17 protein-coding genes and 2 riboswitches are annotated in these 17195 nt (G+C 39.2%); of the genes, 15 read left to right on the top strand and 2 right to left on the bottom strand.

The genetic code is table 11. The features are described 5' to 3' along the window. Positions 1-200: 200 nt before the first annotated feature. The 4 genes from RCG25_RS15845 (at position 201) to RCG25_RS15830 (ending at position 4193) form a co-directional block, all read left to right on the top strand. A complete protein-coding gene (locus RCG25_RS15845) occupies positions 201-503 on the top strand; it encodes an iron-sulfur cluster assembly accessory protein (RefSeq protein WP_308079791.1) in 303 nt (100 codons plus the stop codon). Between the two features lie 316 nt (positions 504-819). Further along, positions 820-2535: an ABC transporter ATP-binding protein gene (locus RCG25_RS15840; protein ID WP_308079790.1), complete on the top strand. Its 1716-nt coding sequence runs from the start codon at positions 820-822 to the stop codon at positions 2533-2535. A gap of 142 nt (positions 2536-2677) precedes the next feature. Continuing rightward, positions 2678-3367, top strand: a complete 690-nt coding sequence (locus RCG25_RS15835) for a Cof-type HAD-IIB family hydrolase (RefSeq protein WP_308079789.1) — start codon at positions 2678-2680, stop codon at positions 3365-3367. Positions 3368-3992: 625 nt separating this feature from the next. Further along, positions 3993-4193, top strand: coding sequence for a cold-shock protein (locus RCG25_RS15830; RefSeq protein WP_308079787.1), 201 nt, complete (start codon positions 3993-3995; stop codon positions 4191-4193). Between the two features lie 88 nt (positions 4194-4281). Here the strand turns inward: RCG25_RS15830 and RCG25_RS15825 are convergent, their stop codons facing one another. Beyond that, the gene (locus tag RCG25_RS15825; protein WP_308079786.1) at positions 4282-4479 is read right to left on the bottom strand and encodes a YwbE family protein; all 198 of its coding nucleotides are present in this window, start codon (positions 4477-4479) and stop codon (positions 4282-4284) included. Next, positions 4472-4666: a hypothetical protein gene (locus tag RCG25_RS15820; protein ID WP_308079785.1), complete on the bottom strand. Its 195-nt coding sequence runs from the start codon at positions 4664-4666 to the stop codon at positions 4472-4474. Before RCG25_RS15820 ends, RCG25_RS15825 begins: the two co-directional genes overlap by 8 nt. 269 nt (positions 4667-4935) lie before the next feature. On the opposite strand from RCG25_RS15820, the gene katA reads away from it, so the two are divergent. From katA to RCG25_RS15765, 11 genes are all read left to right on the top strand, one after another. Continuing rightward, on the top strand, positions 4936-6396 hold the full coding sequence (gene katA / locus RCG25_RS15815; RefSeq protein WP_308079784.1) for a catalase KatA: 1461 nt from the start codon (positions 4936-4938) through the stop codon (positions 6394-6396). A gap of 98 nt (positions 6397-6494) precedes the next feature. Beyond that, positions 6495-7337, top strand: coding sequence for an oxidoreductase (locus tag RCG25_RS15810; RefSeq protein WP_308079783.1), 843 nt, complete (start codon positions 6495-6497; stop codon positions 7335-7337). Between the two features lie 96 nt (positions 7338-7433). Next, positions 7434-8522, top strand: a complete 1089-nt coding sequence (locus RCG25_RS15805) for a serine hydrolase (protein WP_308079782.1) — start codon at positions 7434-7436, stop codon at positions 8520-8522. Between the two features lie 32 nt (positions 8523-8554). After that, the gene (locus tag RCG25_RS15800; protein ID WP_308079781.1) at positions 8555-9079 is read left to right on the top strand and encodes a CBO0543 family protein; all 525 of its coding nucleotides are present in this window, start codon (positions 8555-8557) and stop codon (positions 9077-9079) included. A 335-nt stretch (positions 9080-9414) separates the two neighbouring features. Beyond that, positions 9415-9885: a GyrI-like domain-containing protein gene (locus tag RCG25_RS15795; protein ID WP_308079780.1), complete on the top strand. Its 471-nt coding sequence runs from the start codon at positions 9415-9417 to the stop codon at positions 9883-9885. Between the two features lie 97 nt (positions 9886-9982). After that, positions 9983-10129, top strand: a riboswitch (FMN riboswitch). 124 nt (positions 10130-10253) lie between these two features. Then, complete coding sequence (ribD, locus tag RCG25_RS15790; protein WP_308079779.1) at positions 10254-11336, top strand: bifunctional diaminohydroxyphosphoribosylaminopyrimidine deaminase/5-amino-6-(5-phosphoribosylamino)uracil reductase RibD; 1083 nt, start codon at positions 10254-10256, stop codon at positions 11334-11336. A 15-nt stretch (positions 11337-11351) separates the two neighbouring features. Next, on the top strand, positions 11352-12011 hold the full coding sequence (gene ribE, locus RCG25_RS15785) for a riboflavin synthase (protein WP_308079778.1): 660 nt from the start codon (positions 11352-11354) through the stop codon (positions 12009-12011). A gap of 245 nt (positions 12012-12256) precedes the next feature. Next, positions 12257-13450, top strand: a complete 1194-nt coding sequence (locus RCG25_RS15780) for a bifunctional 3,4-dihydroxy-2-butanone-4-phosphate synthase/GTP cyclohydrolase II (protein ID WP_308079777.1) — start codon at positions 12257-12259, stop codon at positions 13448-13450. 214 nt (positions 13451-13664) lie between these two features. Beyond that, a complete protein-coding gene (ribE, locus tag RCG25_RS15775; RefSeq protein WP_308079776.1) occupies positions 13665-14135 on the top strand; it encodes a 6,7-dimethyl-8-ribityllumazine synthase in 471 nt (156 codons plus the stop codon). A gap of 15 nt (positions 14136-14150) precedes the next feature. Continuing rightward, complete coding sequence (locus RCG25_RS15770; protein WP_308079775.1) at positions 14151-14723, top strand: 5' nucleotidase, NT5C type; 573 nt, start codon at positions 14151-14153, stop codon at positions 14721-14723. 319 nt (positions 14724-15042) lie between these two features. Further along, positions 15043-15230: riboswitch (cobalamin riboswitch) on the top strand. Between the two features lie 128 nt (positions 15231-15358). Then, on the top strand, positions 15359-17155 hold the full coding sequence (locus RCG25_RS15765) for a DUF4430 domain-containing protein (RefSeq protein ID WP_308079774.1): 1797 nt from the start codon (positions 15359-15361) through the stop codon (positions 17153-17155). The last annotated feature ends 40 nt before the right edge of the window (positions 17156-17195 follow it).

Below are 17195 nucleotides of genomic sequence, written 5' to 3'. Positions count from 1 at the left end.
ACAATATTAACAACATAGATGTGATGTTAACATAGGTTTTTGTAAAAAGTTGTGACAAATTTGTTAAGGATATAAAATCCTATTCATGGGATGATTTGGTAAAAGGGGTGCAAATGGCATTCTGTAGCACTTAATGTTGTCTATTTCCCTGCAAACATGGGATAATAATAGGGAATACATAGAAAGAGGAGAGCATAATAATGAAGGTCAAAATTAACCGCAATGCAGCAAAAGCATTGAAAAAAATGCTAGATCAAGAAGAGGCACAAGGAAAAATGTTTCGAGTTTATGTGACAAGTGTTCATGGAGATCATGCCCACTATGACTTGATGCTCGATACTCCAACAGAAAATGATGTAGTGGTTCAATCGGATAAGGATATTGATTTTATTGTAGAAAAAAATAATGACTATTTAGATAATGTTTGGATCCAATTCTTCCATGTCCCAAATGAAGAATGGCTAATTACCAATCCATCAAAGGGTGTCCATCATCATCATTAAAAATATAAAAACGTTTGGAGAGTAATCCAAGCGTTTTTTTTAACTGAAATTTTCTAAATACTTGAAATTGTTTATATTTTTCTCATATAATCCTATTATTGCTATCTTAGAACAAGGCAGAGTTAAAGAAAAGTGTGATCTTTACACCCTGTTGATTGGAGCGGAAGGCACGAAGACTCCTGTGGGAGTATGGTTCAGGGGAGTCCCCGCAGGCGCAAGCGCCGAGGAGGCTCGCCGAAACACCCACGGAAAGCGAAGTGCCTGGAGCGGAAATCAACAGGCAAGTTTAACGGAGCCTAGAAAAAGGAGATTATTTATGATTCGTCGTTTTTTTTCTTATTATCGTCCGCATAAGAGACTGTTTATGTTTGACTTTAGTAGTGCGGTTATCGTAGCCATTTTGGAATTGGCTTTTCCGTTAGCAGTGCAGTGGTTTATTGATAAATTACTACCTGGTGGTGACTGGCAAACGATTGTGGCAGTTAGTATCGGTCTTTTCCTTCTATATTTATTGAGCACCTTCTTACAATTTATTGTGAATTACTGGGGGCATAAGCTGGGAATTAATATAGAAACAGACATGAGGCAAGAGTTATTTGAACATGTTCAAAAACAATCGTTCCGATTCTTTGATAATACGAAAACTGGGCATATTATGAGCAGAATTACGAATGATCTCTTTGATCTTGGTGAACTCGCCCATCATGGACCAGAAGATGTATTTATTGCAATGATGACCTTTATTGGTGCGTTCTGGATTATGTTGACGATCAACGTAAAACTAGCATTTGTTGCTATTTTAGTACTTCCATTTTTAATGATACTAGTTGTTGTTTGTAATTTGAAAATGAATAAAGCATGGGGGCAAATGTATTCAAGCATTGCGGATGTGAATGCACGAGTAGAGGACAGTGTATCAGGGAGTCGCGTCGTTCAATCGTTTACAAATGAAGAATTTGAGATTGCTAGATTTAAAAAGAACAATAAAACCTATCGTGCAGCAAAATTAGGTGGATATCGGGTTATGTCATTTAGCTTATCAGGTATATATATGATGACACGTTTCATAACCATTGTCGTTCTCGTTTATGGGTCATGGTTGAGCTTTACAGGACAATTGACGTATGGATCCCTAGTTGGGTTTGTTCTATATGTAAATGTTCTATTTAAACCGATTGATAAAATCAGCGCCATTATGGAACTTTATCCAAAAGGAATGGCAGGCTTTAAGCGATTTATTGAATTAATTGATTCAGAACCGGAGGTAAAGGACACAAAAGATGCGGTTGAGGTTGATTCATTGGAAGGAAATATTGTGTTTAATGATGTTTCTTTCCATTATGACAGGCATAAATCTGTTCTTGAAAATATTCATTTGGAAATCCGGGCGGGTGAAACGGTGGCTTTTGTTGGCCCATCTGGAGCAGGAAAAACAACCATTTGCTCGCTAATTCCAAGATTTTATGATGTAAATAACGGAGGAATCACCATCGACGGCATGGATATTCGTGACATGACGAAAAAATCGTTACGCTCACAAATAGGAATTGTCCAGCAAGACGTGTTTCTATTTACTGGAACTCTCCGTGAAAATATTGCATATGGGAACCAATATGCAACGGATGAAGAAATTGCTGATGCCGCACGCCGTGCACATCTTGAGCAGTTCATTGCTTCTTTACCGGACGGTTATGAGACGCAAATTGGTGAAAGAGGTTTGAAACTTTCCGGTGGCCAAAAACAGCGTATAGCCATTGCACGAATGTTTTTAAAGAATCCTCCGATATTAATCTTGGATGAAGCCACCTCTGCTTTAGATACGGAAACGGAGATGGTGATTCAAGAAGCACTGATGGAGCTTGCTCAAAACAGGACTACCCTTATTATTGCCCACAGACTTGCGACCATACGTAACGCGGATCGCATTATTGTAGTAACAGAAGATGGGATTGCAGAGGAAGGTCGTCATGCTGAGCTAATTGAACAAGATGGTATTTTTGCAAACCTTCATCGTGTGCAATTTCAGAGATAAACCACAAAAAGAACTCTTCCGAACATAGAAGAGTTCTTTTTGTGGTTTAATATAATATAATTATGTCACCTATGGGTTTTGATTATTTATCCAAAAAGGTGTTACCCTAGTAAGGTAAAAGGGCGAAAGGAGAATTCATACAATGGAAAATTTTTTAAATGATGTAGAGATCAAACTTGTCGCGCTCGATATGGATGGCACTCTTTTGAATAAAAAAGGCCAGATATCTGATGCCAACCGCCAAGCGATTAAAGAGGCACAGGAAAAGGGGATTGCTGTTGTATTAAGTACCGGACGTTCCTTTCATACAAGTCGGGAGCATGCCGAATCACTTGAGCTCACCTCTTATTTAGTAACAGTAAATGGCAGTGAAGTTTGGGATGATAAACGGCAATTAGTGGAAAGAAATCTGGTGAACCCCAAGCTGATCCAATGGATGTGGGAATTAACACAACAACACCAAACAAAGTTTTGGGCAATCAGTACAGAGCGCAGCTGGCATAATGAAATGCCTGAGGACCTACATAGTATTGAGTGGTTAAAATTTGGATTTACTATTGACGATGATGCAACAAGAGAGCTAATTAAACAAGAGCTTGAAGCAAAAGGTGAGTTTGAATTAACTAATTCAACCTTAAAAAATATTGAAGTGAATCCAGTGGGTATTAATAAAGCGGTAGGGCTAAGTATGGTCTGCAGTCGCTTGGGGATTGAAATGAAAAATGTTATGGCAGTTGGCGACAGTATGAATGATTTAATGATGATTAAAGAAGCTGGAATCGGTGTAGCGATGGGGAATGCCCAAGACATTGTGAAAGAATCTGCTGACTGAATTACCTCAACAAACGAAGAGGACGGAGTTGCAAAAGCCATTTATAAATGGGTTCTCTGAAGGAACGGAAAGATAAAAACATTTTTATTTAGCAAAATGGAAGATAAAATGAACAGGAATAAATGGGAGCGACTAGTACCCGTGAAGGAAGAATCAAGAAAACGGGCTCATAGGGCCCCTCTACGTGACCTTTTTAACTTGAAAATCAAGAAAACGGGTTCATAGAACCCCGCTACGCGACCTTTTTAACTTGAAAATCAAGAAAACGGGCTCATAGGGCCCCGCTACGCGACCTTTTTAACTTGAAAATCAAGATTTCGGGTTCTTAGGACCTCTCTACGCGACCTTTTTAACTTGAAAATTAAGAAAACGGGCTCATAGGGCCCCGCTACGCGACCCTTTTAACTTGAAAATCAAGATTTCGGGTTCATAGGACCTCTCTACCTGACCTAGCCGAATAGCCCGTTTTGGATATTGTCCTTCATCATTCAAACGAAGGGCATAAAAAGTTATATAATAATTTTTTTGAAAATATGAGTATAATGTTTTAATTTGCGGGTAAAAATAATCAAGCAAGTAAATTGCAATTTCATGTATAAGGTACATGCTAGGAGGCTACAAAGAAATGGAACATGGTAAAGTAAAATGGTTTAACAGCGAAAAAGGATTTGGATTCATTGAGCGTGAAGGTGGAGAGGACGTATTTGTACACTTCTCTGCAATTCAAGGCGAAGGATACAAATCATTGGATGAAGGTCAAGAGGTTACGTTTGAAATTGAAAATGGTCAACGTGGACCACAAGCGGTTAACGTACGTAAAGCATAATGACCCACCAATAGAACAGACTCCAAAACGGGGTCTGTTTTTTTTATGGAAAAAAGCTTCCGCCAACATGGCGAAAGCTTATGAAATCTCATTTACATATTTCCTGTACTCTGCCAACTTGTCCATCTGTTAGCCTGACTTTAATCCCATGGGGATGAAAACTTGAATTGGTAAGAATATCCTTAACCACACCTGCAGTTAGTTTGCCGCTTCTTTGATTAGCCTTTAGGACAATTTTAACTGCCAATCCTGGATGAATATCCTTTCGGTTTTGACCGTTAGACACCCATTTTTCTCCGTGAGTTACTTACTTTCTTGGATTGCTGACTTTTCATTTTTTGCGTAGCATTAGCGTTATTTGATGAGGCATTCCCTGCAGTCGCTTTATTTTTCTTATTTAAAAGCTGCTGTTTCATCGCTTCTTGTAAACTGACCTTCTTTTTTGTTTCCTCTGTTTGATTTATTTCACTCATAAAAATCCTCCTATAATAAACGTTACCTACAGTATAATCTATTTTTTTCTATATTAAAAATGAATCCTTACAGTTGAAACAAATTTTTAGGACGTAATTTCTTAATTTTGGCATAACGTCCTATATTTTTAATACGTATGTAGTAGTGGGTACATGTTAATTAATTGATAATCAATACTAATTTATAATTATTATAAATTAGTATTGATTTTAATAAGATTTATATTATAATCTAGTTAAGTTTAAAAAATAGTTTACGAGGTGATTAGATGAGTAATATTAACAAGCATTTAACAACAGGAAATGGGGCACCAGTTGGTGATAATCAAAATTCTATGACTGCTGGTTCACGCGGCCCAACATTACTCCAAGATGTACATTTACTTGAGAAATTAGCACACTTCAACCGTGAACGAGTACCTGAGCGTGTGGTTCACGCAAAAGGAGCTGGAGCACATGGCTATTTTGAAGTGACCAATGATATGTCCAAATACACAAAGGCAAAATTGTTCAATGGTGTGGGAAAACAAACTCCAATGTTTATTCGATTCTCAACTGTAGCTGGTGAACTTGGCTCAGCTGATACAGTTCGTGACCCACGTGGTTTTGCTGTGAAATTTTACACTGAAGAAGGAAACTATGATTTAGTAGGAAACAATACACCTATCTTCTTTATTCGTGATGCGATTAAATTTCCTGATTTTATTCATACGCAAAAAAGAGATCCTAAAACTCACTTGAAAAATCCAAATGCAGTTTGGGATTTCTGGTCCTTATCACCAGAATCGTTGCACCAAGTGACGTATTTAATGGGTGATCGTGGATTACCAGCAACACTTCGTCATATGAATGGATACGGCAGCCATACCTTCAAATGGGTAAATCAAGAAGGTGAAGCTGTTTGGGTAAAATATCATTTTAAAGCGGAACAAGGTGTCAAAAACATGTCACCTGATGTGGCAGCAAAATTAGCAGGTGACCATCCGGATTATCATACAGAGGATTTATATAATGCCATTGAAAATGGTGACTTCCCTGCATGGAGACTCCATGTTCAAATCATGCCATTTGAAGATGCTGATACGTACCGCTTTGATCCATTTGATGTGACGAAAGTATGGTCACACAAGGATTATCCACTAATTGAGGTAGGTCGTATGGTCCTAAATCGCAATCCTGAAAACTACTTTGCTGAAGTAGAGCAGGCGACATTCTCTCCTGGAACAATGGTTCCTGGTATTGAAGCATCACCGGATAAAATGCTTCAAGGTCGCATTTTTGCTTATTCTGATGCTCATCGCTATCGTGTAGGACCAAACCATAATTTACTTCCAATTAACCGTCCTAAGGCAGAGGTAAATAACTACCAACGTGATGGTGCAATGCGTTCTGACAATAATGGAGGCGGCTCTGTTTACTATGAGCCAAACAGCTATGGTGGACCAAAAGAAGCACCAGAACATAAACAGACTGCATTCCAGGTTTCAGGTGTAGCCGAGCAGGTAGCCTATGACCAAAATGATCACTATACGCAGGCTGGTGACCTTTACCGTTTAATGTCCGAAGAGGAAAGAGCACGACTTATTGAAACCATTGTTGGCGCAATGAAGCCAGTTGAAAGAGACGATATTAAACTTCGTCAAATTCAGCATTTTTATAAGGCAGATGCAGAGTATGGTGAGAGAATAGCTAAAGGCTTGAATTTAGCCATTCCACAAGAAGTGAAGTAAAACAGCAAGATTATTAAACCAGTAAGGCCGTTCATAAAAGCTGAACGGCCTTTTTTCATGGTATTATGTAGATAGTAAAATTATGGAGGAATTGGTATATGAATCAACCAATTGCAATTGTCACTGGGGCTTCAAGTGGTTTTGGACTATTAACAACAATAGAGCTGGCTAAAGCCGGTTTTCAAGTAATCGCTACTATGAGAAATAAAGAAAGAAGCGGGGAGCTCCTAAAGGAAGCAAATAGACTTACAATACAATCGAATTTGATTGTATGTGAACTTGATGTTACCTCTGAGGCTTCGATTGAACAATTAGCTGCTCGGATTAAAAGCATAGGCCGGGTAGATGTTCTAGTGAACAATGCTGGCTATGCTGCGGCCGGGTTTGTTGAGGAAATTACAATGGAGGAATACCGAAAACAATTCGATACTAATTTCTTTGGCGTCATAGCAGTAACCAAGACTGTTCTTCCTTTTATGAGAAGTCAGGGGAAAGGGAAAATTATTAATGTAAGTAGCATAAGCGGGAAAATCGCCTTTCCAGGACTATCACCATATGTTGCTTCCAAACATGCGTTGGAAGGCTGGAGCGAAAGCTTACGATTAGAGTTATTACCGTTTGGGATCGCTGTCACGTTAATTGAACCAGGGTCATATAAGACCAATATCTGGTCGTCCGGTAAACAAGTTACCACACAATCACTACAAACAGATTCACCCTATTATAAATATATGAAGAGTATCGAGGACTACATTTCTTCAGGGGAAGGACAGTTTGGTAACCCTAAGGATGTAGCAGAGAAAATAGCCAGTATTGCTTTAGACGATGGGTCTAGTTTAAGGCATCCAATTGGAAAAGGAGTGAGGACAACTCTCCTATTAAGAAATCTCATCCCATGGAAACTTTGGGAGAAGATTTTTATTAAAAAACTGAATCGATAAAAGATAATACTAAAAACTCAAATAATCTACAAATTTCGACAAAATCTTCTTCTTTTTCCTATTAAACTAGTACTTAGTTACTAGGAGGGAAGGATAGTGTTAATAAACAGAATAATTATTTTCGTGCTCTATTTCTTACTGATTTCACAGGGGGTCTTGGTCCAAATAGTAAAAGCTGATCAAAACCAAGAATTTAATACCCTTCAGGCAGATCTAGCCCAATACATAAAGCCATACCAAGGAAAAGTGACCCTTCGTTATCAAAATCTAGTTACAAATGAAGGTTATTCATTAAATAGCAATACGGAAGTGCCAGCTGCAAGTACCATCAAGCTTCCGTTAGCTTTATATGTGATGAAGCTTGCAGATGAGGGGAAAATTAACTTAAACGAAACATTAACATATCAAAGCCGGCATTATTATGGCGGCAGTGGTGTCATCCAAAATGACAAGGTAGGTTCAGTCTATACCATTGATGAACTTGTCGAAAAAGCGTTGATTTATAGTGATAATATTGCATTCATTATGTTGAAAGAGCGGGTGGGACCCAATCAGTTTGTTTCATTTTTAAAAAGCCTCGGAGCTGAGTATGCCTATCCAGGTGGAAGGAATACGACCTCAGCTGACGATTTAACCCTATATACAGGAGAACTGTATCGTTACGCAAACCAAAGCGCCAATGGAAAAAATCTTGTCCATTACCTTGAACATACGGTTTATAACACCACCATTCCACAGGGAATTAAGGATGTGCAGGTTGCTCATAAAGTTGGAATGATTCCAATGAATTTAATATACAACGATGCGGCCATTGTTTTTGCAGATGAACCGTATACGCTTGCGATTACGACAAGAGGGATTGCCTATGAAAAATCACAAGAGGTAATCGCAGAAATCGCCTCAATCGTTAACAATCATCATCAGTTGATTGCGAAAGAAAGAAGTAAAAAGCTGGCGATAACAGTAGGAGCAAAAATTGACAGCATATCAATGCCTATTGAAAAAGGATCCTTTTATTCTGACGTTTTAGAAAGAAAACTGTATAGGAATTTGTATAACCCTTCTAATGACAATGGGTATTTTGGAAGGTTCTCTCCCTATCAGCAGCTCGTAGCTATTCAATTTGAAACAAAGAATCTTCGCACACCATTTGGAACTGATAATTTTACAATTAATTGGAAATGATAGGTGTAATAAGAGCGCGAAGGAGCATCCTGGTGAATCTGAATGTAATATACGGGGCCATATATATTTTTTCAGCAATCAAATGGGGAGATTGGAAAAACTGGAAAGCTTATTATCCCACCTTTCTCTTTTTAATGGTAGGTGATTTGGTCTACCAATATTTGTTCTATAAGCATAGTATGTGGGAATACGTGCCTGTAGGAAGTGATAAAGGTTGGGCTAAACACACTCATATAGCCTTTCTGGTTATGTTAATTAAGTATCCTATTACTATTAGTATATTTCTCGGTCATATGCCGAAGTCTTTCAAGAGGAAACTAGTGAATATCCTTTTTTGGACCTTTATATATACGCTAAATGAATATGTTGATTTAAAATTAGGGGCATTGGTTCATAAGAATGGTTGGAATTTAGGTTGGTCGGCCATTTTTAGTTTCGTTATGTTTTCAGTTCTAGCGATACATTATTATAAACCATTTTTAGCTTGGGTTCTGTCTGCCCTCTATGCAACTTTACTATGGTATGTTTTTGATATTTCATCAAGTATTTTAAAATAAATGGTTTTCTCAAAACATCCTTTTATAAGGTTGTTTTTTTTTCTAAAATGGCTTTGTTAAACTTGCCTGTTGATTTCCGCTCCAGGCGCTTCGCTTTCCGTGGGCGTTTCGGCGAGCCTCCTCGGCGCTCACGCCTGCGGGGTCTCCCCTGAAACGTACTCCCACAGGAGTCTTCGCGCCTTCTGCTCCAATCAACAGGGTGTAAAAATCAACATTGTTCTTTAACACAGCTTTTTTTAAATAAGAAATAACACAGGAAGTCGAAATATTTTTGCAGGACTTTAAGGGATATTATTAGAATAATAGAAATATGATGGAACAAAGGGGGGATTAGCTTGGGAATCCAAGTAATTGAAAAAGAAGAAATTAAGGTTGTGGGAATTTCGTGGACAGGTACTTACGCAGAAGTAAGCACCATCCCGAGTCTCTTTAACAAAATGGAATCACGATTGCAAGAAATACCCTATCAGTCAAAAGAGCCTGTTCTCATTGCACCTTTTCATAGCAGGGAAACAGAGTTTACCTATTACGTCACAACACCCGTAGATAAACTTGACGCGATCCCAGAAGGAATGGTTGGATTTACGATTCCAAGTAAAAATTATGTATACACTACCCATAAAGGAACACCAGAGGAAGTAGAAAATACATACCTTCGACTGTTCAATTGGATGAAAGAATATGGATACGAGCAGGATCACCATGCATTAAGTTTGGAAGTTTATCAAGAAGAGCATAAACATCAAAATGCAACGGGAGATCTTCATTTTGAAATTTATTTACCTGTAAAGACTTATAAGGAATAAGTAACGGCCAAGTTCCGGCCGTTTTTTTGTTTGAACATATCAAAGGCATTTTCCTTTACTGTTTAAAAGAAGTATAATAACATTTAATATATCTAAATAATTCCTTCGGGGTCAGGTGAAATTCCTAACCGGCGGTGATGAAGCTATGCTTCTTAGTCCGTGACCCGTTTGTCTGCTTGGATAAACGGTGGATCTGGTGAAACTCCAGGGCCGACAGTTAAAGTCTGGATGGGAGAAGGAAAAACGAGGTTTATGGGTAGGGTGAAGTGTACCTATTTTTAAGCTTTTATTTCCTAATGTCTTTAACGACCCTGAAGAATTAATTTTCTTCAGGGTCTTTTTTAATCCTTTTCAAAGGAGAAGAAATAATGAACGATACATTTTACATGAATCTAGCTTTAGATCTTGCCAAAGGAACGCTAGGTCAAACTACTCCAAACCCTGTGGTAGGTGCTGTACTGGTGAAGGATGGCCAAATTATTGGAATGGGTGCCCATTTAAAAGCAGGTGAAGCACATGCAGAAGTACATGCCATTCAAATGGCAGGTGAAAATGCCAAGGATGCTACTTTGTATGTAACACTTGAGCCATGTAGTCATCATGGAAAAACACCGCCCTGCAGTGACTTAGTGATTAGAACTGGGGTAAGGAAAGTATTTGTGGCAACAACTGACCCAAATCCACAAGTAGCAGGAACCGGAATTGAACGAATCAAAAAGGCAGGAATTGAAGTGGAGGTTGGTTTACTCCAAGAGGAAGCTCGTGAGCTGAATAAAGTCTTTTTTTATAACATTCAAACAGGCCTACCGTATGTCACATTAAAATCGGCAGCAAGTTTAGATGGGAAAACGGCAACGGTAACTGGTGAGAGTATGTGGATTACCGGTGAGCAAGCAAGAGCTGATGTTCATCAGTTTCGCCATCAGCATGACGGGATATTAGTTGGTGTTAATACCGTATTAAAGGACAATCCATCGTTAACAACAAGAATGTCTTCTGGTGGCAAAAATCCCATCCGAATTATTCTTGACACACACCTAAGAACGCCAATCAATGCCAAGATTGTTACTGATCATCAAGCACCGACTTGGATTGTGACAGGGAATGATGTAGCCCGTGAGCAAATCCATCTTTTTATGGAACGGGGCGTTGAAATAATCAAAATGGAAACGAACCACATACGTATAAAGGATTTACTCGGTATTCTCGGAAAGAGGGGTATGACTTCACTTTTTGTTGAAGGTGGTGCAGAAGTGCATGGCAGCTTTTTAGAGGAACGATTTTTTCAACAGATTATTACCTATATTGCACCAAAATTAATTGGTGGAAAATCGGCGCCAACTTTATTTGGTGGCCATGGGATCGAAAAAATAGCTGAAGCCGTTTCATTGAACATTAAACAAGTGGATAGGATTGGTAATGATATAAGAATCATTGCAGAACCTATGTAAGGAGAAGAAACTAGTATGTTTACTGGAATCGTTGAAGAAATAGGAAGCATTGCCAATATCCAAAGAACGGGTGAATCGTTTGTTCTTACGATTGAAGCGAAAAGAATAATTGAAGATGTTCACCTTGGTGACAGTATTGCTGTCAACGGAGTATGTCTGACCGTCACTTCTTTTTCCGGAAAGCATTTTACCGTTGATGTCATGCCTGAAACGGTGAAAGCGACGAGCTTACATACAATAAGGCGTGGTTCAAAAGTTAATTTAGAGAGAGCGATGGCTGCAGGGGGAAGATTTGGAGGTCACTTTGTTTCTGGCCATATTGATGGGACTGGGGTCATTAAAAGGAAACAGGCGCTTGAGAATGCGGTTTATTATGAAATTGAAGCAGAGCCCGATTTACTGCGATATGTCATATTAAAGGGATCGGTTGCAGTAGATGGGACAAGCTTAACAGTCTTTGCTGTAACAGAGGACAGCTTTACTTTATCATTAATCCCTCATACATTAGCTGAAACAGTACTAGGGTTAAAGGGCTCTGGGGATATTGTGAACCTCGAGTGCGATATGATCGGTAAATATGTAGGTCATTTTTTAACAAACCTAACAGATGATTCAAAGCAAAAGAGTCGAAAAGGAATAACTGCTAATTTTTTAGAAGAAAATGGATTTTATTAAAATATTTCTTTTCGAACGGCTATGGGTTAATTGATAAAGGCTGTGTTAAAGAACAGTGTTGATTTTTACACCCTGTTGATTGGAGCGGAAGGCACGAAGACTCCTGTGGGAGTATGGTTCAGGGGAGACCCCGCAGGCGCTAGCGCCGAGGAGGCTCGCCGAAACACCCACGGAAAGCGAAGTGCCTGGAGCGGAAATCAACAGGCAATCTTACAAAGCCTTGATAAAAAAAGGAGTGGTTTGGCATGTTTAATACGATCGAGGAAGCTTTATCGGATCTGAAAGAAGGCAAGGTTATCATTGTTTGTGATGACGAAGATAGAGAAAATGAAGGGGACTTTATTGCCCTGGCTGAAAAAACTACCCCTTCTGTTTTAAATTTTATGGTAACTCACGGCAGAGGGCTTGTGTGTGTACCGATAGAAGAAGAGTTAGCGCAAAAATTAGATTTAATGCCAATGGTTTCTAAAAACACAGACCCTCACGGAACCGCCTTTACAGTCAGTATTGATCATAAGTTTTCAACGACGGGTATTTCCGCCTATGAACGGTCAGCCACAGTCTTGAGCATGCTTGATCCTGAAGCAAAAGCAAGTGATTTTAAAAGACCCGGTCATATCTTTCCGTTAATCGCAAAAAAAGGTGGAGTCTTGCGACGTACAGGACACACCGAGGCAGCTGTAGATTTAGCTAGATTGTGCGGCTCCAAGCCTGCAGGGGTCATTTGTGAAATCATGAATGAAGATGGGACAATGGCTCGAGTTCCTCAACTTAGAAAAATAGCGGATGAGCTAAACGTAAAAATGATTACCATCAAAGACTTGATTGAATATCGAAACAAAAAGGATAACTTGGTCAAACGTGAGGTGGAAATCAATTTGCCTACCGAATTTGGCACCTTTAAAGCTGTGGGGTATTCCAATCTTGTAGATGATAAAGAACATGTTGCATTAGTGAAGGGTGAAATCGACCCTGAAACACCCGTCCTTGTCAGGGTTCATTCAGAATGTTTAACAGGGGATGTATTCGGTTCCTACCGCTGTGATTGTGGGCCACAGCTTCATGCAGCCTTAAGTCAAATCAATCAAGCGGGAAGTGGCGTGCTTTTGTACATGCGCCAGGAAGGACGCGGGATTGGTCTGTTAAATAAAATGAGAGCATATAAGCTGCAAGAAGAAGGCTATGATACCGTTGAAGCGAATGAAAAGCTTGGCTTTGGAGCAGATTTAAGGGAATACGGCATCGGGGCTCAAATACTGAAGGACTTAGGCATTAAGAAAATGATGCTGTTAACAAACAATCCCCGAAAAATAAAAGGTTTGAAGGGGTATGATCTTGAAGTAGTTGAACGGGTGCCACTTCAGATGGAAATGAGAAAAGAAAACGCCAATTATTTACGGACAAAGCATGATAAGTTAGGGCACATGTTTCATTATTAATATATGCTGTGTTAAAGAACATTTCTGAATTTTTTACCCTGTTGATTGGAGTGGAAGGTGCGAAGACTCCTGTGGGAGTATGGTTCAGGGGAGACCCCGCAGGCGCTAGCGCCGAGGAGGCTCGCCGAAACACCCACAGAAAGCGAAGCACCTGGAGCGGAAATCAACAGGCAATTTTAAAGAGTCAATATATAAATTATATGGAGGCATTTACATGGGACACACATTTGAAGGAAATTTAGTAGGATCAGGATTAAAAGTTGGAATCGTGGTTGGACGTTTTAATGAATTTATTACAAGTAAATTATTAGGTGGAGCACAGGACGCGCTAAAAAGACATGGTGTTGATGAAGCAAACGTTGATATCGCTTGGGTGCCAGGTGCATTTGAAATTCCGTTAATTGCTCAAAAAATGGCAAATAGTAAAAAGTATGATGCAGTCATCACGCTTGGTACGGTTATTCGTGGCTCAACGCCTCACTTTGATTATGTTTGTAATGAAGCAGCTAAAGGTGTTTCAGCAACTGCATTAACTAGTGGCATTCCAGTTATTTTTGGGGTGTTAACAACAGACTCCATTGAACAAGCTATTGAGCGTGCGGGAACTAAAGCAGGCAATAAGGGCTGGGATGCTGCTGTTTCAGCCATCGAAATGGCTAATTTATGTAGAAATATCGAGCAATAAGAAAGCAGACATCTGATGAAGTTTGGGTTTGATATCGATGACACATTAATAAACCTAAGAGAGCATGCCTTTCATTTGTATAATAAAAAATTACAGAAGGCTGTTCCTATTGAAGCTTATCTTAGCTTAACAACTCTTGAAATCCATGAGCCTTTCGGGTTAAGTGATCAAGAAGGGAGCAGGATGTGGCGTGATTCCTTGGAGGAGATTTATAACACGGACTGTTTACCGTTTCCACATGCCGTTGAGGTTCTGAACGAGCTTAAACTTGAAGGACATGAGATTTATTATATCACCTCAAGACCAGTGGAGCATTGTGAACGTACGAGAAACTGGCTAGTAAAGGCTGGTTTTCCCGTCGATGAACATTCTTTTTATTGCGGGATGAAGGATTCAGAAAAGATTAACATCATTAAAGATTTAGGGTTAGATTATTATTTTGACGACAAGCCCGCAGTATTGGAGACTCTTAAGGAGTCAGGATCAAAAGTATTAATGAAAAACAGCTCTTACAACCAACACATTCAACTGCCAAGAATACATTGTTGGTCACAGCTGAAGAAAACTCTACTTGAAGATAAAAAATAAAAATAGGAGAAGGCTATGTGTGCCTTCTCCTATTTTTTTATGGAAAACGACTAATATTTTTACAATTGAATTCCAATTTTTAATTAATTCCTGCTAAAATTACAAAATGTAGTGTAAAATTACACAATTATTTTAAAGTTTTAATTTTTTATCAGCGAATTTTCTGGGTTTATCGGCGAATCTAGAAATTTATCAGCAAATTTTCAACTGTTATCAGCGGATTTAAGAATTTATCAGCGAATCAAAAAAAGCACCAATATATAGATATTAAATGTATACAAACCTGACTATCTTTTACTATAATAGTGTTAACATAAAAAAATAGCTCGGTAAAACAGGTGCTAAGGTCTTAGATAGACTTTTAGCTTAATAGGGAAGTTGGTTAAAGCCAACGCGGTCCCGCCACTGTAAATGGGAGTAACCTAAACATGTCACTGTCGATAGATGGGAAGACTTAGGGAGCGATGATCATGAGCCAGGAAACCTGCCTGTTTTTGAACACAACAGCCTACGCGGATAGGAGAGTGTTAAGAACAGAAGCGGTTTCTCGTTTCCTCCTTAACGTACATAACACTCCTCCTCCTTTTAGGGGGATTTTTTTATGGCTATTTAATTAGGAAAGGAAGAGTTTCAAAATGATGAAGAAAAGAAATTTGTGGATGGTCATGCTGTTAATTTTTACATTATTCACGAGTGGGCTACAAGCTCCTGTACTAGCAGCCGACTTAGCGAAACAAGGGTCCATTACAGTTTTGGGATTGGATGGAGCCAACCCAATCTTAGCAAAAACCACTGTTCAAATCAGTGACACTGAAACAGCAACAGAAGCGTTAACTGCAGCTGTTGGTGAAAGCAATGTTGAATTTACTGATACCTCCAATGGAAAAATGCTCATTGGAATTAATGGGGTAAAAGCAGAAGGGACAAATTATTGGGCATTTTTTATCAATGGTGTTGCAGCACAGGTTGGTTCTGACACCTATGTTGTCCAGAATGGTGACCAATTAACGTTCCGTTTGACAGATTGGACAAAAAAACCACAGAATACGGTTTCGCTCAAAGTGGTTAATAGTGATAAAAATAACGTTACTGATCAATCAGGAATTGAAGTGATTGGAAGTCCAACTGCATTTCAACTATTACAAGTAATTCTTGGCCCTGATAAGGTTGGATATAGTGAAAGTCAGTACGGAAAAATGATTACCTCTATTAATGATATACAAGCAGAAGGGACAAATTATTGGGCTTTTTACGTAAACGATAAAATGGCCGAGGTTGGTGCAGACAGCTACCCGCTTCAACCAGGAAACCAAATTAGCTTTAAACTTGAATCTTGGGAAAATGGATCAGGTGATGGTAACACAGGAGGAGAAACAAACCCGAATCCTTCTGGTGGAACGCTTACTGAAAAGACAATTCAAGCTTCCGTCGATTCAGCCAGCAAATATGTGTTGAAGAATAATCTAGGCGAATGGGAAGTAATTGCCTTAAAACAAACAGGACAGACCATTCCTGCTACATACCTTACATCAGTAAAATCACTAGTCAGGGAAAAACAAGGGAAGTTCAATAGAATCACCGATACAGAGCGATATGTTCTCGGAATTCTTGCAGCTGGTGGTGACCCATCAAATGTAGGTGGCTATAACTTGGTGGAAGCCATTTACAATGGTAATGTGACAAAGCAAGGCTTAATCGGCGTGTCATATGCTTTAATTGCTCTAGATAGTGCGAACTTTTCCATTCCTGAATCAGCACAATGGACGCGAGAAAAGATAGTGAAGCATTTATTAGATAGGCAAAATCAAGATGGCGGATGGGCTTGGGATGAAAGTGCTACTAGCGATATTGATACAACCGCGATGATTTTAACAGCACTTGCTCCATATAGTAAGCAGCCTGAAGTGAAGGGCAAGGTAGATGCTGCCATCCAGTATTTATCCACACAATATCAAGCTTCAAAAATAGATAATAGCTCAACTGCAGCACAGGCCATCATTGCCCTGACAGCTTTAGGGGTGGATTCGAATGCAGCTCCATTTAAAGGACTTGTTGAATATTTTCTATCCTTCCAAAATGCCGATGGCGGCTTTGATTGGCAGGGAGGAGATGTAAGTGACCCATTCACTACTTCACAGGGAATCCAGGCGCTAGCTGCTTATCAGTTGTATACAACAGGAAAAGGCTCATTATATCAGCTTCCATTAGTTGAACAAAAGCCGGAAACAGAGAAGCCTGAGACTGAGACTCAAACACCTAGTGAGGAGGCACCAGTACAGACAACTCCTCATCAAGATAATGGTAGTAATAGTGTGAAGGGACATACGTTGCCAAATACTGCTACAGATAGTTATAACCTGCTCATGGTTGGTCTTTTGATTATGCTAATCGGAAGTCTAGTTTATATGAAGCAAAGAAAAAGATTTTCATAAGTGAAATATGGCCCCTTCTTCTATTTAGGAGGGGCACCCT

The organism is Neobacillus sp. PS2-9 (assembly GCF_030915525.1).
In the GTDB taxonomy this organism is placed as follows: domain Bacteria; phylum Bacillota; class Bacilli; order Bacillales; family Cytobacillaceae; genus Neobacillus.
This window is presented reverse-complemented; position numbering and strand designations above follow the sequence as displayed.